The following is a 19,395-nucleotide window of genomic DNA, read 5'->3' on the forward strand; positions in this document are numbered from 1 at the left end:
CGGAGCGGGTGAGGGGCAAAACTTACTGGCTGAGTGTTGCCACCATGACGGCTTTGATGGTGTGCATGCGGTTTTCCGCCTGGTCGAACACGACGCTTGCCGGTGATTCAAACACTTCATTGGTGACTTCCATGCCGCCGTGCAGGCCAAACTCTTCCGCCATTTTTTTGCCGAGTGTGGTTTGATCGTCATGGAAGGCCGGCAGACAATGCAAGAATTTCACCTGCGGGTTACCGGTCAGCGATAGCATCATACTGTTCACCTGGTAAGGGCGCAGCAGCGCGATGCGTTCAGCCCATTTCTCTTTGGCTTCGCCCATCGATACCCAGACATCGGTATAGATGAAATCTGCGCCCTTCACGCCAGTGGCGATATCTTCTGTCAGTAGAATATTGCCGCCATTTTTCACTGCCAGCGCGGTGCACTCCGCCACCAGGCTGGCATCTGGCCAGCAGGCTTTCGGTGCAACAAGACGCAGATCCAGACCCACCAGCGCTGCCGCTTCCAGCATTGAGTTGCCCATGTTATTGCGCGCATCACCCGCGTAGACCAGCGTCATCTGGTTGAACGGTTTGCCCGGTAGGTGCTCGCGCATGGTCAGCAGATCTGCCAGCAATTGCGTCGGGTGGAACTCATTGGTTAAACCGTTCCACACCGGCACGCCTGCATATTGCGCCAGCGTTTCGACAATCTCCTGGCCGTAGCCACGATATTGAATACCATCGTACATACGGCCCAGCACGCGTGCGGTATCTTTAATTGATTCTTTATGGCCTATCTGACTGCCGCTTGGCGCAAGATAAGTGACGCGGGCACCCTGATCGTATGCGGCAACTTCGAAAGAGCATCGGGTGCGGGTAGAGTCTTTTTCGAAGATGAGCGCGATGTTTTTGCCGGTAAGTTTCTGCACTTCCTGGCCTTTTTTCTTATCAGCTTTTAATTGCGAGGCGAGTTGCAGCAGGGCATTGATTTCCGCAGGTGTAAAATCGAGCAGTTTCAAAAAATGTTTCTGGTAAAACGCAGACATGTTTTCCTCACATGGCAAAGGCCACTTGTTGAATTAAAATTCAATTTATATGTATGAATATGCATTTGCAACCCCGGCGCATAAATCTTTTCGGCGAGGAGTGGAGGCAATCGCGGCGGTGTGTGACAATAAGTGTATCTGCCACATTATGAGGAACGAGCCATGGCGAACCCGGAACACCTGGAAGAGCAGCGCGAAGAGACGCGTTTGATTATTGAAGAATTGCTGGAAGATGGCAGCGATCCTGACGCGCTTTACACCATTGAGCATCATCTTTCGGCAGATGATTTTGAGACGCTGGAAAAGGCCGCCGTTGAAGCGTTCAAGTTGGGTTATGAAGTGACTGAACCGGAAGAGCTGGAGCTCGACGAAGGTGAAGTGGTGATTTGTTGCGACGTACTGAGCGAATGTGCTCTGAACGCCGAGCTTATTGACACGCAAGTTGAACAACTGATCAATCTCGCAGAGAAGGTCGGTGTTGAGTACGACGGTTGGGGTACTTACTACGAAGATCCTGACGGTGAAGAAGGCGAAGATGGCGAAGAAGGTGACGACGATTACGTCGATGAAGAAGACGACGGCGTGCGCCACTGAGTGACCGTTGCGGCAGCGCCTGCTGCCGCAAAGCAAGGAACTGCCATGGATTACCCGCAAATACTCGCCCCGGTTTTAGATTTTCTCCACTGCCCGACCCCCAACGCCTGGATAGAAAAAGCCCGCGACCCGGCCGTGCTGCCGCTGCTGCTGACCGACCACATGGTCTGCGAACTGAAAGCGGCGCAAACCGCCATGCTGCTGGTTCGCAAATATGTGGCGGATAAAGCCGGTTCGGACGCGCTGTTGGCGTGGCTGAAACCTTACGAAGCCTTCACCTTCCGTGAAGGGCCGGAACCGGATTTTGTCGCCCTGCATAAACAGATTGGCAAAAGTGTCATGCCGCAGACCGACGATGCCTGGGGACGCCAGCTTATCGACAGCATGGTGCTGTTGATTAAAGAGGAACTACACCATTTCTGGCAGGTGCGGGAAGCGATGAACGCCCGTAATATTCCCTACGTCAAAATCACCGCCAGCCGTTATGCCAAAGGTATGCTGAAAGAGGTTCGCACTCATGAGCCGCTCACTTTGGTCGATAAACTTATTTGCGGCGCTTACATTGAAGCCCGATCCTGTGAACGCTTTGCCGCGCTGGCACCGTGGCTGGAGGCTGATTTGCAGAGCTTTTATTTGTCCCTGCTGCGTTCAGAGGCGCGTCACTATCAGGATTATCTGGCCCTGGCACAGCAGATCTCCACTGTCGATATCAGCCCGCGCGTGCGTCATTTTGGCGAAGTGGAAGCAGCGCTGATCTCAACACCGGATATGGAGTTCCGTTTTCACAGCGGCGTGCCGGTGTCATTCAACATTAAGGGAAAAGGATGAACTGGACGCACGTCTTGATGGCGGGGTATGTCGGTGCGGCGATAACCATTATCACCGGGCTGATGCGAAAAAAAGGGTGGCTAAGCAAGGGCGGAGCGGCAGTACTGGCAGTGGTATTTATCGCCCTGTGGAATTTTATCGATATCCGCTATTTGCAGGCGCAAAAAAATGCGCAAACCGCCGAGGCGCGATTTGATGCGATGGTGCAGCAAATTCCCACCTGGCAATTAATTGCCGAACACGAACCGAAGCTGTTTAGCGAACTGCGTAATCAGGTCGTGGTGCTGATGAAAGTCGGTGCCAGCGATCAAAAAATTATCGATACTATCCAGCCCCGGTTTAGCGCTTTGCAAATGCAACGTATGCCACTGGCATCCGATCAACAGGTGGTTGCGGAAACGCGCGTGTTAATCGATCAAACGATAGAAATGCAAAAAATCAGCGATGATGCCTGCTTCCGTTTCCACTATCCAGAGGTAAAAGGCGGCGTTAACCCGGTGGCGCTTAACTCGCGCGAGACGCTGAAACGCCGTCTGGACACCGATTACGCCATGCTACAGGCCACCTACGGGCCGGATAAGCACACCATTACGCCACAAGAGGAGAAGCAAGCGCAGGCGGATCTCGAACCGATTTTGCGTCAGCTCTACAGCAAATACGGGCAGGATGTGCAATTGCTCAGCCATCCGGATAAGGCATCTGGCAAAGAGAAAGTGGTTTGCGACATGATGCTGGATATTTTGAACGGGGTGCAGGCGCTACCGCAGGCGCGGGCAGCGGGTCTGTATCGTTCATTAATGCTTGAGGCGAACCGCTCGTAATCAGCGCAAGGAGCGGGTGTGACACCCGCTCTTTTACCGTTACAGCATTTTCAGCATGCGCACTTCGCAGTCAACATGACCGGTGCAGCCGAGCGGTCCGTCGATATGTTCGAATCCCAGATGTTCGTACAGACCGATGGCGTCGGTTAAAAATGCGGTCGTTTCAAGGTAACAGCGGGTAAAGCCCTGCGTACGGGCATGATCCATCGCCATCAGTGCCAGCTTTTTCGCCAGCCCCTGACCGCGTGCAGCGGGAAGAAAATACATCTTTTGCAGTTCGCAAATATCCGGCTCGCTACATTTTAGCGGTGCAACGCCACCTCCGCCCACGATCTCGCCATTCAGTTCGACGACCCAATAGGCGTAACCCGGCTTGCTGTAAAGCGGGTAAAGCTCATCCAGTTCAGGGTCGGCAACGGTGTAGCCTTTATCGGCGGTGAGGCCATATTCCGCTGATACCTGGCGGATCACTGATGCGATTGAGGCATTATCTGTTGCAGCAATCCGGCGCATTTTTACCTCTACCGGAGCGGTCACATTCATCTCTGCTCTCTGTTAGGTTACTTTTTACATAATCACGCTTAATACCACTCCTGTGGCAATCTGGCAAGACCAGGAATATTGGCTGCTATTTTTTTATCGATAAGCCATTTAAACTTGAAGTTGAAAATAACTATTCTGTAACATTTTTGCGTATTATTAGGCTGTGTTTTTCTTTTTTGCGATAAGGATTGTTATGACTTTCGATACTCAGGATTCCGGGACAACGCCAGTACGCCATTTTCGCTTTCAGGGAAGCGGTAAAAGCTATTTCCTGATCTGGCTGATAAATATTCTACTAACCATTATAACGCTGGGGTTATATTTGCCGTGGGCGTTAGTCCGTGCCCGCCGTTATTTCTACGCCAATACTGAACTGGATGGGGCGCGTTTTTCCTGGCATGCGACAGGGCGTTCGGTATTTGTCGGTTGGCTATGTATGCTGGTGCTGTATGCGGTATTCATCATTAACATAGTGCATGGCAATATTGCCCTGCAACTGTGTATGATGGCGTTATTCCTGATCTTTTTCCCGTGGCTCATTACTCAGGGTTTGCGTTATCAATTTCTGATGACGGAGATTAACGGTATCCGCTTCAGTTTTTACGCCAGCCCGCTGCGTGCATGGTGGGTGATGATAGGCTGCCCGCTGTTGATCGTGGCTGCTGCCATTATTGTGTTTTCATTCTTTACCACCTCGGCGCTGAGCAGCGGTTCGTATACCACTATTTTCACCATGATCGGCATTGGTACCTTGGTATTATTGCTGGGTGTGGCGATAATGCAGGGTGTATATGCTGCACAGTGGTTTGGTATGTTGGTGAATAATCTGCAGTACGGGAAGCTGAAATTTTCCGGCGAATTCTCGATTAAAAAGTGCATCACCATTATTGTGCTGTCGATGCTGCTATTTGTACCGTTTATTGCCATCGCGCTTTATATCACCATCCCGGCTTTCTTTATGCTCTCCCAATATGCTTCCGCGGTTGGCGACAATCCGGAGCAACTGGCGATGCTGATGGGGCCGTTTTATGGCAAATTGATCTTCAGCTACCTTATTTATATCGTCGGCGCGATCATGTGTTATATTTTCGCTTTCGTGAAGCTGCGTAATTATCTTTATAGCCAGTTGGCGCTGGAAGGCGATATTCGTTTCTCCTCCACGGTTACGCTGGGGCGCGTGTTCTGGATCTTCATCACTAATTTTCTGCTGTGTACGGTTACGCTGTTTCTGGCGTGGCCATGGGCGAAGGTGCGTTTTACCCGCTATTTGCTGGAAAACACCTACTTGCATGGCGATCTGTCGTCATTACCGCTGGAAAATCACGATCAACAACCGGCGAAGGATCCGGCCAACCTGCTGGCGCGCGGTCTGGCATTCTACCCGGCGCTGTTCTGAGTGTATTGTGCCGGATGGCGGCTACACCTGTTTCGGCCTATTGCGCGTAGTGTTTGCTAAAACGGTATAGGCCCGGTAAGCGTCAGCGCCGCCGGGCAATCAACCGGAGGGATAAAAAAAGCCGGGCCTTGTACGCAGCCCGGCTTTTTCACGCCTGAAGAGGATTACAGCGCGGCGATGACAGCCTGCTGTTCAATCAGCTTCGCTTTCGCCTGAGCATAACCGTCCAGTTTTTCACGCTCTTTCGCAATCACCGCTTCCGGTGCGCGCGCGACAAAACCTTCGTTGCCCAGCTTGCTTTCGATACGACCAATTTCCTGTTCGACCTTCGCCACTTCTTTCGCCAGACGCGCCAGCTCGGCGTCTTTGTCGATCAGACCCGCCATCGGGATCAGCAGTTCTGCGCCATCGATAATTTTAGTGACCGAAACCGGCCCTTTATCATCGGCTGGCAGCACGGTAATGCTTTCCAGACGCGCCAGCGTTTGCAGGAAGTTACGGTTCTCGTTCACACGACGCATCGCATCTTCACTGCAACCACGCAGCAGCAGATCCAGCGGTTTACCCGGCGCAATGTTCATCTCGGCGCGAATATTACGCACGGCGATAATCGCCTGTTTCAGCCACTCGGTATCCGCCAGCGCTTTTTCGTCAACTTGCGACGCATCATACTGCGGGAATGGCTGCAACATGATGGTGTCAGCGGTAATGCCTTTCAGCACTTTCACGCGCTGCCAGATAGTTTCAGTGATAAACGGAATGATCGGATGCGCGAGGCGCAGCAAACCTTCCAGCACAGTCACCAACGTATTGCGCGTGCCGCGCAGTTCGGTTTCTGTACCACCGTTCATTACCGGTTTGGCCAGCTCCAGATACCAGTCGCAGAACTGGTTCCAGGTGAACTCGTACAGAATGCCAGCCGCGATATCGAAGCGGAAGTTGTCCAGCGCTTCGCGATACGCTTTGGTGGTCTGGTTAAATTCAGCAAGGATCCAGCGGTCAGCCAGCGACAGCACTTTTTCACCACCGTTGAAACCGCAATCCTGCCCTTCGGTATTCATCAGCACAAAGCGGCTGGCGTTCCACAGCTTGTTACAGAAGTTACGGTAGCCTTCCAGACGCTTCATATCCCAGTTGATATCACGACCGGTTGAAGCCAGCGCCGCCAGCGTGAAGCGCAGGGCATCAGTGCCGTGCGGCTCAATGCCGTCTGGGAACTGTTTCTCGGTACGCTTACGGATTTTCTCCGCCAACTGCGGCTGCATCATGTTGCCGGTACGTTTCTCCAGCAGATCTGCCAGCGAAATACCGTCAACCATATCCAGCGGATCAATCACGTTGCCTTTGGATTTGGACATCTTCTGGCCTTCGTCATCGCGGATAAGACCCGTCATATAGACGGTCTTGAACGGTACCTGAGGCTTGCCGTTTTCATCTTTAATGAAGTGCATGGTCATCATGATCATGCGTGCGATCCAGAAGAAGATGATGTCGAAGCCGGAAACCATCACGCTGGTCGGATGGAACTGACGCAACGCATCCGTGTTTTCCGGCCAGCCGAGCGTGGAGAAGGTCCACAGTGCGGAGGAGAACCAGGTGTCCAGCACGTCATCGTCCTGACGCAGCGCGATATCGGCAGCCAGGTTATTTTCCTGACGCACTTCCTCTTCGTTGCGGCCAACGTAGACGTTGCCGTCGTTGTCATACCATGCCGGAATACGGTGCCCCCACCACAGCTGACGGGAGATACACCAATCCTGAATATCGCGCATCCAGGAGAAATACATGTTTTCGTACTGCTTCGGTACGAACTGGATGTCGCCGTTTTCCACCGCTTCGACCGCCGGTTTCGCCAGCACATCGGCACGCACGTACCACTGATCGGTCAGCATCGGTTCGATAACCACGCCGCCGCGATCGCCGTATGGAACGGTGAGGTCGTGCGGTTTAATCTCTTCCAGCAGACCCAGCGCGTCCACGGCGGCAACCATCGCTTTACGTGCGGCAAAACGCTCCAGATTCTGGAATTCTGCCGGGATGTCCGCCGGATAAACGTCGGATTCGTTGCCGTTGGTATCATAAACCTGCGCGCTTTCACGGATGTCGCCGTCAAAGGTCAGGATGTTGATCATCGGTAATTGATGGCGACGGCCCACTTCATAGTCGTTAAAGTCGTGCGCCGGGGTGATTTTCACGCAGCCGGTGCCTTTTTCCATGTCGGCGTGTTCATCGCCCACGATCGGAATACGACGGTTAACCAGCGGCAGCACCACGAACTTGCCAATCAGATCTTTATAACGTGGATCTTCCGGGTTGACAGCCACGCCGGTATCGCCCAGCAGGGTTTCCGGACGCGTGGTGGCAACCACCAGATGATCTTTACCGTCAGCGGTTTTTGCACCGTCGGCCAGAGGATAGCGGATATGCCACATTGAGCCTTTCGACTCGCGGTTTTCCACTTCGAGGTCGGAAATCGCCGTGCGCAGTTTCGGATCCCAGTTCACCAGGCGTTTGCCGCGGTAAATCAGATCTTCTTTATACAGGCGGACAAACACCTCTTTGACCGCGTTGGAGAGGCCTTCATCCATGGTAAAGCGCTCGCGATCCCAGTCCACGGAGTTGCCCAGACGACGCATCTGGTTGGTGATGGTGCCGCCGGATTCGGCTTTCCACTGCCAGATTTTGTCGATAAACGCCTCGCGACCGTAATCGTGGCGGGTTTTCCCTTCTTCTGCGGCAATTTTACGTTCAACCACCATCTGGGTTGCGATACCAGCATGGTCAGTACCCACCTGCCACAGAGTGTTTTTCCCCTGCATGCGCTGGTAACGGATCATGGTGTCCATGATGGTCTGCTGGAAGGCGTGGCCCATATGCAAACTGCCGGTGACGTTCGGCGGCGGGATCATGATGCAGAAGCTTTCCTGGCTTTCATCACCGTTCGGTTTGAAATAGCCCTGCTTTTCCCACTGCTCGTACAGCGGCTGTTCGATATCTTTGGGGTTGTATGTCTTTTCCATTATTTCCAGGTTGCCGTGTTCAGGTTGAAACCGGCCACGCGGTAGGCTTTATAGCGTTCGCGCGCCAGTTGTTTCAGAGAGTCTTCGTAAGGGACGAAGTCTACCACTTCTGTGAAAGCGGTGGCAAAATCTGCAAATTCCGCGCGCAGGCTGATCAGAATATCGCGCGGGCTACTGTTGCGCTTTTGCGGCCAGGACAGTTCGACTGGCGCACCACCGCGCGGACCTTCGCCTGCCAGATTGTGCGGCACAAAACGCTCCGCCGGGCGCGCCCATAATGCTTCATCCAGCCGAATCGCCTGCTGCTCATCGGCACAGGCAATCAGCACGCGCTTGCCGTTACGCCAACGTTCTGCGGCAATTTCACACACCAGTTGCTCGACGGCGCTTAAGCCGTCAACGGCGTTATCATTGTCCAGAAGGTAAAAGGTCGCATTTTTCATATTTATACCCGTCGTCTTTCACGCTGCCTCTTTGTTGGCTACCTGCGCGCACCCCAGTCACATAATGGTCTATGCTCCGGGGGATGAGATGAGAGACATCCCTGTCGCTCACCGGACGGCAGCCTGCGGCTGTACAAATCTGTTCCCGACGGATTTGTCGCTCAGTTGCCGCCGCGATGCAACGCGAAATCCACAGGATATAGCGTTCACATTGCGCGAGGTTCCAGGCCGGGTGAGGCATAGCCGCCATCCGGCAATCATAGCCATCCGGTATTGACGACTTACTCTTCGCCGTTAAATCCGGCGCGGTTCAGCAGGAACTGTGACAGCATCGCCACCGGACGACCGGTTGCGCCTTTGGCTTTGCCGGAGCGCCATGCGGTGCCGGCGATATCCAGGTGCGCCCAGTTATATTTACGGGCAAAGCGCGACAGGAAGCAGCCAGCGGTGATAGCACCACCAGGACGGCCGCCGATGTTCGCCATATCCGCAAAGTTGGATTCCAGCTGATCCTGGTACTCGTCGCCCATCGGTAAACGCCACGCGCGGTCGCCAGCCTGCTCGGATGCGCCAATCAGCTCATGTGCCAGCGGGTTGTGATTCGACAGCAAACCGGTGATGTGATGGCCAAGCGCAACCACGCATGCGCCGGTCAGCGTCGCGACATCGATCACCGCTTCTGGATCGAAGCGCTCAACGTAGGTCAGCACATCACATAGCACCAGACGGCCTTCGGCATCGGTATTCAGCACTTCTACCGTCTGGCCGGACATGGTGGTCAGCACGTCGCCAGGACGATACGCCCGCCCGCCTGGCATGTTTTCACAACCTGCCAACACGCCAATCACGTTCAGCGGCAGTTGCAGTTCGGCCACCATGCGCATCACGCCGTAAACTGCCGCAGCGCCGCACATGTCGTACTTCATCTCGTCCATGCCTTCGGCTGGTTTGATGGAGATACCGCCGGAATCGAAGGTCAGGCCTTTTCCGACCAGTACAATCGGGCGAGCGTCTTCCGACGTGTTGCCTTTGTACTCAATCACCGACATCAGCGACTCGTTCTGCGAGCCCTGGCCGACAGCCAGGTACGAGTGCATGCCCAGTTCGCGCATTTGCTGTTCGCCAATCACGCGGGTCAGGACGTTTTTGCTATAGGTGTCTGCCAGTTGGCGCGCCTGCGAAGCGAGGTAAGCAGCATTACAGATGTTCGGCGGCATATTGCCGAGATCTTTGGCCGCTTTAATCCCCGCAGAGATAGCCAGACCGTGCTGGATAGCGCGTTCACCGCTGGTTAATTCGCGACGCGTCGGCACGTTGAAGACCATTTTACGCAGCGGACGACGCGGTTCGATTTTATTGGTTTTCAGTTGATCGAAGCTGTACAGGCTCTCTTTCGCTGTCTCAACGGCCTGACGCACTTTCCAGTAGGTGTTGCGCCCTTTGACATGCAGCTCGGTCAGGAAGCAGACGGCTTCCATTGAGCCCGTATCATTCAGGGTATTGATGGTTTTCTGAATCACCTGCTTGTACTGGCGCTCATCCAGCTCACGCTCTTTACCGCAGCCAATCAGCAAAATACGCTCGGAGAGGACATTTGGTACGTGGTGAAGTAGCAGGGTTTGTCCTGGTTTACCTTCCAGTTCTCCGCGACGGAGCAGCGCGCTGATGTAGCCATCGCTGATCTTATCGAGTTGCTCGGCGATCGGGGAGAGTCGGCGCGGTTCAAAGACACCCACAACGATGCAGGCACTACGCTGTTTCTCCGGGCTACCGCTTTTTACACTGAACTCCATGCACTACGCTCCTGAATCTTAAAGACAACGGCGGCGGCTACAGATAGAATTGCAAGCTTACGTAACTCATGTCCGCTGTTGCGATGACTTCGTGTTAATCTTAATGGTACTACGGTTTCGGCACGTCAGAATTGGCTCTTTCGCACCCATCCGCTGAGTATATTAATCTTAGCGATGATTTCGACGACTCAAGAGAATAAATGACGTTTAAGCCATGAAACAAGCGATTTTCCAGGAAAAAGACTGGTTTTTACGGGCGTATTTAAAGTGATAATCATAAGATATCTGGTGCGGGAGACGCTAAAAAGCCAGCTTGCGATCCTATTCATCCTGCTTCTGATTTTCTTTTGTCAGAAACTGGTGAGGATTTTAGGTGCAGCCGCTGATGGCGAAATCCCAACAAACCTCGTGCTCTCACTGTTGGGGCTGGGCGTGCCGGAGATGGCGCAGCTTATCCTGCCGTTGAGTCTGTTCCTTGGCCTGCTAATGACGCTGGGCAAACTCTATACTGAAAGTGAAATTACGGTGATGCACGCCTGCGGTCTGAGCCGTGCGGTGCTGATCAAAGCCGCCATGGTACTGGCGCTGTTTACCGGCATTATCGCTGCGGTTAACGTCATGTGGGCAGGCCCGTGGTCATCCCGTCATCAGGATCAGGTTCTGGCGGATGCCAAAGCGAATCCCGGAATGGCGGCGCTGGCGCAGGGGCAGTTCCAGCAAGCGACAGACGGCAACTCGGTGTTGTTTATTGAAGGCGTAGAAGGCAACCACTTTAACAACGTATTTCTTGCGCAGCTCCGTCCCAAAGGCAATGCGCGTCCGTCAGTGGTGGTGGCGGATTCCGGCCAACTTACCCAGCATAAAGACGGTTCCCAGGTCGTGACGCTCAACACCGGCACACGCTTTGAGGGTACCGCCATGCTGCGCGATTTCCGCATCACTGATTTCCAGAACTACAAGGCGATCATCGGCCATCAGACCGTCGCGCTCGATCCGACCGATACCGAGCAGATGGACATGCGTACGTTGTTCAATACGAATACCCCGCGCGCCAGCGCAGAGCTGCACTGGCGTTTAACGCTGATCTTTACTGTGGTGATGATGGCGCTGATGGTCGTGCCGTTGAGCGTGGTTAATCCGCGTCAGGGACGCGTGTTATCGATGCTGCCCGCTATGCTGCTGTATCTCGTGTTCTTCCTGTTGCAGACCGCACTTCGCTCAAACGGCGCGAAGGGAAAACTGGATCCGATGATCTGGATGTGGACGGTTAACCTGTGCTACCTGGCGCTCGCTGTGGCGCTGAACCTGTGGGATACGGTGCCGATGCGCCGGGTTCGCGCCGGTTTTACGCGTAGAGGAGCGGTATAATGCAGGCTTTTGGCGTACTTGACCGCTATATCGGGAAAACCATTTTTTCCACCATCATGATGACCCTGTTCATGCTGGTGTCGCTCTCCGGCATTATCAAATTTGTCGATCAGTTGAAAAAAGCCGGGCAGGGGAGTTACGACGCGCTGGGCGCTGGGGTGTACACCATTCTCAGCGTGCCGAAAGATATCGAAGTCTTCTTTCCGATGGCCGCGCTGCTGGGTGCGTTGCTCGGCCTGGGCATGTTGGCGCAGCGCAGCGAGCTGGTGGTGATGCAGGCTTCAGGCTACACCCGGATGCAGGTGGCACTGTCGGTGATGAAAACCGCTATTCCGCTGGTCCTGCTAACCATGGCGATTGGCGAATGGGTTGCGCCACAGGGCGAGCAGATGGCACGTAACCAGCGTGCGCAGTCGATGTACGGTGGTTCGCTGCTATCCACACAGGCCGGGCTGTGGGCGAAAGACGGCAACAACTTTATCTACATCGAACGTGTGAAAAGTGATGATGAGCTTGGCGGCGTCAGTATTTATACCTTCAACGATCATCGTCGTTTGCAATCGGTGCGCTATGCCGCGTCGGCAAAATTCGATGCAGAGAACAAAACCTGGCAGCTGTCACAGGTGGATGAATCGAACCTCACCGATCCGAAACAAGTGACCGGCTCGCAGACCGTCAGCAGTGTCTGGAAAACCAACCTTACGCCGGACAAACTTGGCGTAGTGGCACTGGATCCCGATGCACTCTCCATCAGCGGTCTGTACAACTATGTGAAGTACCTGAAGTCGAGCGGTCAGGACTCTGGTCGTTATCAGCTCAATATGTGGAGCAAAATCTTCCAGCCGCTGTCGGTGGCGGTCATGATGCTAATGGCGTTATCGTTTATCTTTGGCCCGCTGCGTAGCGTGGCGATGGGCGTTCGCGTAGTGACCGGCATCAGCTTTGGCTTCGTTTTCTACGTGCTGGATCAGATTTTCGGCCCGCTGACGCTGGTGTATGGCATCCCGCCAGTGGTCGGCGCACTGCTACCGAGTGCTTTGTTCTTCCTGATTAGCATGTGGCTATTGGTGCGCAGAAACTAATACATCAGCGAAGATATGTATTGAATACGAGAGGCTGCGGCCTCTCTTTTTTTACCCAAAGAGCAGAGATGTTGCCGTGGCTTACCCGCCTTGAGGTTTGTTTCTCCACCGTGCTGCTACTGGTGCCTGAGAAAACCCGTGGCTACCGGGCTGATTTTGGGGGCACCATGCCGTAATGGCTTCCAGTAAATTCTGTTCTTTGCAACGTCCGCTGAGCTTCGGGCTATGATTGAGTAACGATTCACAACATTTAGGGAAATTATGTCCAGGTTCTTTTTCAATGACCGCAAACAACTGGTCAATGACGCCATTGAGGGCTTAGTGATATCCGCACCGCACGGCAACCTTGTCCGACTCGATATTGATCCCGCCATTCGCATTGTGGCCCGGTCTGACTGGGATAAAGGCCGCGTAGCGGTGATTTCCGGTGGAGGTTCCGGCCATGAACCTGCGCATGCTGGCTTTGTCGGTAAAGGCATGCTAACGGCCGCCGTCTGCGGCGATGTGTTTGCTTCGCCCAGCGTCGATGCGGTGCTGAATGCCATTGTGGCGATGACCGGCGATCGCGGTTGCCTGTTGATTGTTAAAAACTACACCGGCGACCGCCTTAACTTTGGTCTTGCGGCAGAAAAAGCCAAGCGCTACGGCCTGAAAGTGGAGATGGTGATCGTCGCTGACGACATCGCGCTGCCGGATAACAAACAGCCGCGTGGCATCGCCGGAACGGCGCTGGTGCACAAGATTGCTGGCCATGCCGCTGAGCAGGGTAAATCACTGAGTGAAGTGCGCGACATCGCGCAAAAGGCCTGCGATAACGTCTACAGTCTGGGGCTGGCGATGGAGACCTGCAACCTGCCGGGCAGCGAAGAGGAAGGGCGTATTCAGCGCGGCAAGGTCGAGCTGGGGCTGGGGATCCACGGCGAGCCAGGTGCCTCTATTGTCGAGACGCAGAACAGCAAGTCGCTTATCGACACGCTGGTGAAACCGCTTAAAGCAGCGGTGGGCGATGATCGCGTCGCCGTGCTGATCAATAACCTTGGTGGCGTTTCGGCGCTTGAGATGGCGCTGCTGACCAAAGAGCTGGCGCATTCCGCGCTGAAAGACCAGATTGCCTGGTTGATTGGCCCTGCACCGTTGGTCAGTTCGCTGGATATGAAAGGTTTTTCCGTGTCGTTGCTGCGCCTGAATGAAACGTTTGAGCAGGCGCTTTGCGCGAATGTACAAACCGTTGGCTGGCAAAAACCGGTGGCGTTCGCACCGATGAAAACCCAGCGACACAACACGGTGTATGACGGGCTGGAGATTGAACCTTCAGACAATCCACAGGTAAAAACGCTGCTCGGCACCGCGGTGCAGACGCTGATTGGTCTGGAGAACCGTCTGAACGCGCTGGATGCGAAAGTGGGCGATGGCGATACCGGTTCTACCTTCGCCGAAGGCGCGCGTGAGATTGCCCGTCTGCTGGAACAAAAGGCGCTGCCGTTGAATAATACTGCACAGTTGTTGCAACTGATCGGCGAACGGCTGGCGACGGTAATGGGCGGCTCCAGCGGCGTGCTCATGTCGATCTTCTTTACTGCGGCAGGCAATGCTTTACGCAGAGGCACCGCGTTGCCGGAGGCGCTACTGATTGGGCTTAAACAGATGAAGCACTACGGCGGGGCGGATCTGGGCGATCGTACGCTGATCGATGCGCTGCAACCGGCACTGGAAGCGCTGCGCGACAACGGGCTGGAGGCCGCCGTCTCTGCGGCGAAAAGCGGGGCTGCCAGTACCGCAACGATGCAAAAAGCGGGTGCCGGGCGCGCGTCATACGTTAACAGTGAAAACCTTGATGGTGTAAGCGATCCCGGCGCGGTGGCGATTGCCGAGGTGTTTGCCGCTATCGCGAAATAAAGCTAAACCGCTATCCGGCACACTTTCCTGCCCGGTGGCGGTTTAGCTTACCTGGCCTGCACGATCACTTTGCCGATCGGGCAGACCTGTACAACGGTTTTATGATGTTTTAGAAATCCGCTTTTAACACCACGCGGTAGCGGGCTTTCCCGTCGCGCACATGATGCAGGGCTTCGTTGATTTGCGACATCGGGAACATCTCGGTGGTTGGCGCGACTTTAGCGCGTCCGGCAAACTTCATCAGCTTACGCAGCTCAAACGGCGTACCGGTTGCCGAACCCGAGATGCTGCGGTCACCGGCGATGAGGGTAAATGCCGGCACTTCCAGCGGCTTCAGCACGGCACCCACAGTATGGAAATGGCCGCCGTGGGTCAGCGCTTCAAAATAAGGCTGCCAGTTAAGATCGACGTTAACGGTGTTGATGATCAGATCGTACTGACCTGCCAGCGCTTTCAATGCCTCCGGATCGCGGCTGTTCACGACATAGTCGGCCCCCATGATCCGCACTTCCGCTTCTTTAGCCGGATTTGAACTGAATGCTGTCACTTCACAGCCCATTGCATGCAGCAGCTTGATGGCGATATGCCCGAGGCCACCAATACCAATCACGCCGACGCGGCTGGTCGCGGTGATGTTATGCATCAAAAGCGGTTTAAACACGGTAATGCCCCCGCACAGCAGCGGCCCGGCAGTTTCGATATCGATGCTGTCCGGCAGCGGGATCACCCACTGCCAGTCGGCGCGGATCTTATCGGCAAAACCGCCGCGATTCAGAATGGTCGGCACCGCGCCTTCCAGACAGTTGATATGGTTGCCGTCGATACAGGCATCGCAGTGCCCGCAACTGCGTGCCGTCCAGCCGATACCCACGCGCTGGCCCACTTTTAACCCTTTGTTTTGCGCGGCACTACCCAGCTCTACCACGCGGCCAATCACTTCATGCCCGGCTACCAGCGGGTACTGAGAGATGCCCCATTCGTTGTCGATCATCGATAAGTCTGAATGGCAGATACCGCAATAATCCACCTGCACTTCCACATCTTCTGCTGCCAGCGGGCCGGCATCGTATTCCTGTAATTCAAGCGCGGCACCGGCTTGCGGCGCGGCGTAATTTTTGATGATGCTCATGACGGATTCCTTCGTTTTTGAGGGGGACGCATGAATTGTAGGGCATCTGGCGCTTCTCCGGCAGAATGTTGCGCGTCAGACCGCCCGTTTCGCCAAAGCCATGCCTTCCGTCCTGGGCCATTTCCCCTGTTTTAACCCGTCATCCAGCCAATATTTTCCGACTTTCCCGGCCTGTAGTGTGGGTCTTGCGAATTCGCAACACGATGTTTCTGTACAACTCACAGGAGTACGCATTATGGATTCACAATTCATTGGATCGGTCATTAATGCACTACCGCTGGAAAATATGATCGGCGGCCCGTTGCAGGCGATGATCAAAGCACAGGTACAGGCGAGTAAGGCCTACGCCGACTTCCTGCTCTCTGTCTGTATTAAGGATGGTAAAGCGGAGTCGGTGCAGTTCGATTACGACGAAACCGTGGTTGACGAGAAAGGCGTAATTCAGGGCGTGGTGAAAAAAACCATGCGCATCCCGCTGCTGGCGGCTATCTCTCACCCGAACATCAGCATCGAAGAAGGGACTATCGACTTCGAACTGGAAGTCTCCCAGAGCGAAGCCAGCAGCAGCGAGACCGATGCGGAAGCTTCGCTGGAAGCCTCCGTCGGCTGGGGGCCGTTCAGCGTCAAAATCAGCGGACGTGTTTCGCATAAAGATCAGCAAACCCGCTCCACCGATACCCGCGCGAAATACAGCATCCACACCCAGGTCAAACGTCAGCCGCCGCCGGAAGCACTGATGCGCGTGATTGATTTCCTGACGGATGCCGCAACACGCCCGGCTGTTATGCCGTCTGAGGCGCAAAAGCTTGAATCGAAAAAGCTTGATGCCTATCCCGAAACGCCTGCTGGCGCAGCAAAAGCCCCGGCCGACGCAACGCATTAATTTTGATGTTCACGCTGAGGCTGCGTTGCAGCCTCATTTTTCACGGAGCGCACTATGTCAATAAAAGACTGGCTTCGCGGCAACCGGGATACGCAGCAGAAGGCGAACGAGCAACCTACGGCTCCGCCGGACGAGCGCGCCACAATGCCGCCTGACGATCCGACGACGCAAGAGACCAGCGGGTTGCCGCCTGCGGATCCGCCCTCTTCGGATCTACCGCCCGATCCGCCTCCGCCGGACAGCCCGCCACCCGGTGGCCCGGTTGGGGCACCTCTCTCGCTGGCAGATATCACGCGCGGGATGCAGCACGCCGCATCGGCGGCAAACCAGCTTATCGCGCATCAGTACATGCAGGCGCTGGACCCCTTTTTTGAGCACAGTGATGACGGAAGGCTGGTGCCAAAAGTCGTCGAAATGGCGCTGGATGATCAACATCACTTTACGTTACCGCTGGTGGCGCTCTCCACGCCGCGCGGGCTGATGCTGGAAAAAATGAAGGTCTTTTTGACGGTGCGAACCGATGCCGTTGAGCAGCACAGCGCGATTTCCGGCACGCCCGATGACACGGTTGGCCGCTTCTTCGTCAGCATGTCGCCGCTGAGCCACGAAGGCAGCGGTCGTGACAGCGGGCATGTGGACATTGAAATGCAGTTCACCGTGCTGGAGCCGCCGGAAAGCGTGATGCGGCTTATTGAAGAGTACACCCGACAAGTTCTTCCCCAATCAAGTGTGAGGAGTGATGACAATGGCTAACCAACCCGCAAACACCGGCGCGGCCGGATTAACACTCATTAAGTCTTTTGAAGGACTAAGCCTGGAGAAGTACCGCGATGCGGTCGGTAAATGGACCATCGGCTACGGCCATTTGATTTTGCCCGAGGAGAATTTCCCGCAGGCGTTAAGCAAGGTGGAAGCGGAAGATTTGTTGCGGGCGGATCTGGGGATGACTGAGCGCGGGGTTCATCGACTCGTGACGGTCGATCTCAACCAGAACCAGTTCGATGCGCTGGTGGCGTTCGCCTTTAACGTTGGGTTAGGCAATTTGCAGAGCTCGACACTGCTGCGCCTGCTTAATCAGGGACAATATCAGGCGGCGGCGGACCAGCTTCCGCGCTGGAATAAAGCCGGTGGCAAAATTCTCCCCGGCTTGACCCGTCGCCGCGACGCGGAACGTGCGCTGTTTATGGCACCCGTCAACTGAAGTGACCGGAGGAATTCCAATGAAATACAGACTGTCGATACTGTTTCTGGCTGTGCTAACCGCTGTACCGGCATATGCCGACTTACCGCAATGCAGCGCGGTGGTACAAGCGGCCAACCAGCAACTGGCGAAACAGAACAACAAGACCGTGCAGGATGAGAAGAAACTGACGGCGCTGCTTAAAACGCTAAATCGTGATGATGTACTGCCCGCTGAGTACGTGACCCGCGATCAGGCGCTCAAATTGGGCTGGAGTGGGAAGGCGGAAGATTCGCTGTGGAACGTCTGGGCGCTGAACAAGAAAGTACTGGGCGGCGATCCCTGGACCGGTAAGCCTGCGCCGGGCAAAGGAAAATGGTACAGCGCCGATCTCGATAGCGTACGCGGTCTGCGCAGTAACAAACATCTGATCTACAGCCCGGAAAACGCGACGCGTTATCTCACTACAGATAATGACGCGACAATCGTCACGCTTCCTCCTTGCCAGTAGTCAGTAATGCGGCCTCATCCCATTCGTTGAGGCCGCCTGTTGAGGAGGAGACTGCCATGGTTGATGGCATTCAGATGTTAAGTCAGGGGCTGGCAGCGCTCGCCGGGTTATTTGGCGGGCTGAGCGTCTCGTTTTTCTGGCAACCCAAAAAATTGCATCAGCACGGTCGGCTGGCAGCCGGGGTGATTATCGGTGCCATTAGCGTCAGCACGACCTTCACGCTGGGCGGTTTTATTGCGCGCTGGCTGGGCATGAACTTCAAAGATAGCGATATCGCGATGGGTATTGGCTATTTTATCGGCGCGATCAGCGTCGGGATGATTGCCTGGCTGGCCAACTTTTTTAATCGGCGGGAAGGGCAGGATATTTTACAGGTTGCTGGCGAGCTAAAACGCGCCGCCCGTGGCGTAAAGGTCACGCCATCGCGCCGCCGCGCGCCACGACGCCCTAAATCGGGAGATCCATCATGACGTTGAAACTCATTTTCTGGGCCGCCACGCTGGTGGATGGCGCGATTGCGGTGATTATTTTTGTCAGCGCACTCAGCTCCCGCATGCCCAATATCCCCGTGTGGTATCGCATTGGGTTATTAATTACCGCGTTAGGGTTTACCGTTCAGGGGTTTCTCAATCTTCCTTATTTGCTGTTCAATGTCATGTTAATGGCACAAGAACTACCGTTCTGGATATTAAAAGATGTTGGTGTCGGCGTGATTGCCATTTATTATTTCTGCCACACGATGTGCAAAGATGAGAAGCCGAAAAAAACGACGGTACGTAAAAAATTGCCGGTGGTTAAAAAAACGACACCTTCCAGGGCGCCCCGCAAGACAACACCCGCCAAATAAAAGCCACCGGGCATTTTCACTGCTGTAAATGCTG

The 19,395-nt window shown here is 54.8% G+C and carries 22 protein-coding genes; 15 read left to right on the forward strand and 7 right to left on the reverse strand.

Going from position 1 to position 19,395, the window contains the following annotated elements; all coding sequences use genetic code 11:
* Nucleotides 1–22: 22 nt before the first annotated feature.
* Nucleotides 23–1,027 (reverse strand): ornithine carbamoyltransferase, encoded by a 1,005-nt coding sequence (gene argF / locus BM427_RS12915; protein WP_090122113.1) that lies wholly within the window; start codon nucleotides 1,025–1,027, stop codon nucleotides 23–25.
* Complete coding sequence (argL, locus tag BM427_RS26500; RefSeq protein ID WP_425256047.1) at nucleotides 997–1,092, reverse strand: putative translational regulatory protein ArgL; 96 nt, start codon at nucleotides 1,090–1,092, stop codon at nucleotides 997–999. The genes argF and argL overlap by 31 nt, the downstream gene beginning before the upstream one ends.
* A 97-nt stretch (nucleotides 1,093–1,189) precedes the next feature.
* On the opposite strand from argL, the gene rraB reads away from it, so the two are divergent.
* From rraB to BM427_RS12930, 3 genes are read left to right on the forward strand one after another with little or no spacing between them, the layout of a single operon-like run.
* On the forward strand, nucleotides 1,190–1,621 hold the full coding sequence (gene rraB / locus BM427_RS12920; protein WP_090122115.1) for a ribonuclease E inhibitor RraB: 432 nt from the start codon (nucleotides 1,190–1,192) through the stop codon (nucleotides 1,619–1,621).
* Nucleotides 1,622–1,666: 45 nt separating this feature from the next.
* Nucleotides 1,667–2,449, forward strand: coding sequence for a tRNA isopentenyl-2-thiomethyl-A-37 hydroxylase MiaE (gene miaE / locus BM427_RS12925; protein WP_090122118.1), 783 nt, complete (start codon nucleotides 1,667–1,669; stop codon nucleotides 2,447–2,449).
* Complete coding sequence (locus tag BM427_RS12930) at nucleotides 2,446–3,270, forward strand: hypothetical protein (RefSeq protein ID WP_090122121.1); 825 nt, start codon at nucleotides 2,446–2,448, stop codon at nucleotides 3,268–3,270. The genes miaE and BM427_RS12930 overlap by 4 nt, the downstream gene beginning before the upstream one ends.
* A 39-nt stretch (nucleotides 3,271–3,309) precedes the next feature.
* Here BM427_RS12930 and BM427_RS12935 read toward each other — a convergent pair whose 3' ends face one another.
* Nucleotides 3,310–3,813 (reverse strand): GNAT family N-acetyltransferase, encoded by a 504-nt coding sequence (locus tag BM427_RS12935; protein ID WP_090122124.1) that lies wholly within the window; start codon nucleotides 3,811–3,813, stop codon nucleotides 3,310–3,312.
* A 193-nt stretch (nucleotides 3,814–4,006) separates the two neighbouring features.
* Here BM427_RS12935 and BM427_RS12940 point away from each other — a divergent pair, with 193 nt between their 5' ends.
* Entirely contained in the window at nucleotides 4,007–5,209 is a 1,203-nt protein-coding gene (locus BM427_RS12940; RefSeq protein WP_090122126.1) for a YjgN family protein, read from the forward strand.
* Between the two features lie 164 nt (nucleotides 5,210–5,373).
* On the opposite strand, the gene BM427_RS12945 is transcribed toward BM427_RS12940, so the two are convergent.
* From BM427_RS12945 to pepA, 3 genes are all read right to left on the reverse strand, one after another.
* Complete coding sequence (locus BM427_RS12945; RefSeq protein WP_090122128.1) at nucleotides 5,374–8,229, reverse strand: valine--tRNA ligase; 2,856 nt, start codon at nucleotides 8,227–8,229, stop codon at nucleotides 5,374–5,376.
* A complete protein-coding gene (gene holC / locus BM427_RS12950) occupies nucleotides 8,229–8,672 on the reverse strand; it encodes a DNA polymerase III subunit chi (protein WP_090122130.1) in 444 nt (147 codons plus the stop codon). The genes BM427_RS12945 and holC overlap by 1 nt, the downstream gene beginning before the upstream one ends.
* 281 nt (nucleotides 8,673–8,953) lie before the next feature.
* Nucleotides 8,954–10,465, reverse strand: a complete 1,512-nt coding sequence (gene pepA / locus BM427_RS12955; RefSeq protein WP_090122132.1) for a leucyl aminopeptidase — start codon at nucleotides 10,463–10,465, stop codon at nucleotides 8,954–8,956.
* A 153-nt stretch (nucleotides 10,466–10,618) separates the two neighbouring features.
* Here pepA and BM427_RS25805 point away from each other — a divergent pair, with 153 nt between their 5' ends.
* The 5 genes from BM427_RS25805 to BM427_RS12975 all read left to right on the forward strand — a co-directional run bounded on the left by BM427_RS25805 (nucleotide 10,619) and on the right by BM427_RS12975 (nucleotide 14,811).
* The gene (locus tag BM427_RS25805; RefSeq protein WP_216637209.1) at nucleotides 10,619–10,669 is read left to right on the forward strand and encodes a hypothetical protein; all 51 of its coding nucleotides are present in this window, start codon (nucleotides 10,619–10,621) and stop codon (nucleotides 10,667–10,669) included.
* A gap of 63 nt (nucleotides 10,670–10,732) precedes the next feature.
* Complete coding sequence (gene lptF / locus BM427_RS12965; protein ID WP_090122134.1) at nucleotides 10,733–11,833, forward strand: LPS export ABC transporter permease LptF; 1,101 nt, start codon at nucleotides 10,733–10,735, stop codon at nucleotides 11,831–11,833.
* Nucleotides 11,833–12,915 carry an LPS export ABC transporter permease LptG gene (lptG, locus tag BM427_RS12970; protein WP_090122135.1) on the forward strand — a complete coding sequence of 361 codons (1,083 nt, stop codon included), beginning with the start codon at nucleotides 11,833–11,835 and terminating at the stop codon, nucleotides 12,913–12,915. The genes lptF and lptG overlap by 1 nt, the downstream gene beginning before the upstream one ends.
* 68 nt (nucleotides 12,916–12,983) lie before the next feature.
* Nucleotides 12,984–13,091 carry a phage portal protein gene (locus tag BM427_RS26255; RefSeq protein ID WP_139234409.1) on the forward strand — a complete coding sequence of 36 codons (108 nt, stop codon included), beginning with the start codon at nucleotides 12,984–12,986 and terminating at the stop codon, nucleotides 13,089–13,091.
* Between the two features lie 85 nt (nucleotides 13,092–13,176).
* Nucleotides 13,177–14,811 carry a dihydroxyacetone kinase subunit DhaK gene (locus BM427_RS12975; protein ID WP_090122137.1) on the forward strand — a complete coding sequence of 545 codons (1,635 nt, stop codon included), beginning with the start codon at nucleotides 13,177–13,179 and terminating at the stop codon, nucleotides 14,809–14,811.
* 109 nt (nucleotides 14,812–14,920) lie between these two features.
* On the opposite strand, the gene ahr is transcribed toward BM427_RS12975, so the two are convergent.
* Nucleotides 14,921–15,940 (reverse strand): NADPH-dependent aldehyde reductase Ahr, encoded by a 1,020-nt coding sequence (ahr, locus tag BM427_RS12980; RefSeq protein WP_090122138.1) that lies wholly within the window; start codon nucleotides 15,938–15,940, stop codon nucleotides 14,921–14,923.
* Between the two features lie 235 nt (nucleotides 15,941–16,175).
* Between ahr and BM427_RS12985 the strand changes: the two genes are divergently transcribed.
* The 6 genes from BM427_RS12985 to BM427_RS13010 are packed head-to-tail and all read left to right on the forward strand — an operon-like array spanning nucleotide 16,176 to nucleotide 19,361.
* Nucleotides 16,176–16,823, forward strand: a complete 648-nt coding sequence (locus BM427_RS12985) for a DUF2589 domain-containing protein (protein WP_090122140.1) — start codon at nucleotides 16,176–16,178, stop codon at nucleotides 16,821–16,823.
* Between the two features lie 54 nt (nucleotides 16,824–16,877).
* Nucleotides 16,878–17,576, forward strand: coding sequence for a DUF2589 domain-containing protein (locus tag BM427_RS12990; RefSeq protein WP_090122142.1), 699 nt, complete (start codon nucleotides 16,878–16,880; stop codon nucleotides 17,574–17,576).
* Complete coding sequence (locus tag BM427_RS12995; protein ID WP_090122145.1) at nucleotides 17,569–18,024, forward strand: lysozyme; 456 nt, start codon at nucleotides 17,569–17,571, stop codon at nucleotides 18,022–18,024. Before BM427_RS12990 ends, BM427_RS12995 begins: the two co-directional genes overlap by 8 nt.
* A 19-nt stretch (nucleotides 18,025–18,043) precedes the next feature.
* Nucleotides 18,044–18,514, forward strand: coding sequence for a ribonuclease (locus BM427_RS13000; protein ID WP_090122147.1), 471 nt, complete (start codon nucleotides 18,044–18,046; stop codon nucleotides 18,512–18,514).
* A gap of 56 nt (nucleotides 18,515–18,570) precedes the next feature.
* Complete coding sequence (locus BM427_RS13005; protein WP_090122148.1) at nucleotides 18,571–18,984, forward strand: hypothetical protein; 414 nt, start codon at nucleotides 18,571–18,573, stop codon at nucleotides 18,982–18,984.
* Nucleotides 18,981–19,361, forward strand: coding sequence for a hypothetical protein (locus tag BM427_RS13010; RefSeq protein ID WP_090122150.1), 381 nt, complete (start codon nucleotides 18,981–18,983; stop codon nucleotides 19,359–19,361). Before BM427_RS13005 ends, BM427_RS13010 begins: the two co-directional genes overlap by 4 nt.
* The last annotated feature ends 34 nt before the right edge of the window (nucleotides 19,362–19,395 follow it).

The sequence above is a fragment of the Kosakonia arachidis genome, assembly GCF_900116535.1.
In the GTDB taxonomy this organism is placed as follows: Bacteria; Pseudomonadota; Gammaproteobacteria; order Enterobacterales; family Enterobacteriaceae; genus Kosakonia; species Kosakonia arachidis.

Coding starts and splice junctions, on each gene's coding strand:
- BM427_RS13010 (WP_090122150.1), top strand. CDS start 18,981: ATGACGTTGAAACTCATTTTCTGGGCCGCCACGCTGGTGGATGGCGCG.
- ahr (WP_090122138.1), bottom strand. CDS start 15,940: ATGAGCATCATCAAAAATTACGCCGCGCCGCAAGCCGGTGCCGCGCTT.
- lptG (WP_090122135.1), top strand. CDS start 11,833: ATGCAGGCTTTTGGCGTACTTGACCGCTATATCGGGAAAACCATTTTT.
- argF (WP_090122113.1), bottom strand. CDS start 1,027: ATGTCTGCGTTTTACCAGAAACATTTTTTGAAACTGCTCGATTTTACA.
- BM427_RS12990 (WP_090122142.1), top strand. CDS start 16,878: ATGTCAATAAAAGACTGGCTTCGCGGCAACCGGGATACGCAGCAGAAG.
- BM427_RS12995 (WP_090122145.1), top strand. CDS start 17,569: ATGGCTAACCAACCCGCAAACACCGGCGCGGCCGGATTAACACTCATT.
- BM427_RS13000 (WP_090122147.1), top strand. CDS start 18,044: ATGAAATACAGACTGTCGATACTGTTTCTGGCTGTGCTAACCGCTGTA.
- miaE (WP_090122118.1), top strand. CDS start 1,667: ATGGATTACCCGCAAATACTCGCCCCGGTTTTAGATTTTCTCCACTGC.
- pepA (WP_090122132.1), bottom strand. CDS start 10,465: ATGGAGTTCAGTGTAAAAAGCGGTAGCCCGGAGAAACAGCGTAGTGCC.
- BM427_RS12940 (WP_090122126.1), top strand. CDS start 4,007: ATGACTTTCGATACTCAGGATTCCGGGACAACGCCAGTACGCCATTTT.
- BM427_RS12985 (WP_090122140.1), top strand. CDS start 16,176: ATGGATTCACAATTCATTGGATCGGTCATTAATGCACTACCGCTGGAA.
- holC (WP_090122130.1), bottom strand. CDS start 8,672: ATGAAAAATGCGACCTTTTACCTTCTGGACAATGATAACGCCGTTGAC.
- BM427_RS12935 (WP_090122124.1), bottom strand. CDS start 3,813: ATGAATGTGACCGCTCCGGTAGAGGTAAAAATGCGCCGGATTGCTGCA.
- rraB (WP_090122115.1), top strand. CDS start 1,190: ATGGCGAACCCGGAACACCTGGAAGAGCAGCGCGAAGAGACGCGTTTG.
- BM427_RS13005 (WP_090122148.1), top strand. CDS start 18,571: ATGGTTGATGGCATTCAGATGTTAAGTCAGGGGCTGGCAGCGCTCGCC.
- BM427_RS12975 (WP_090122137.1), top strand. CDS start 13,177: ATGTCCAGGTTCTTTTTCAATGACCGCAAACAACTGGTCAATGACGCC.
- argL (WP_425256047.1), bottom strand. CDS start 1,092: ATGCATATTCATACATATAAATTGAATTTTAATTCAACAAGTGGCCTT.
- BM427_RS12945 (WP_090122128.1), bottom strand. CDS start 8,229: ATGGAAAAGACATACAACCCCAAAGATATCGAACAGCCGCTGTACGAG.
- BM427_RS12930 (WP_090122121.1), top strand. CDS start 2,446: ATGAACTGGACGCACGTCTTGATGGCGGGGTATGTCGGTGCGGCGATA.
- BM427_RS26255 (WP_139234409.1), top strand. CDS start 12,984: ATGTTGCCGTGGCTTACCCGCCTTGAGGTTTGTTTCTCCACCGTGCTG.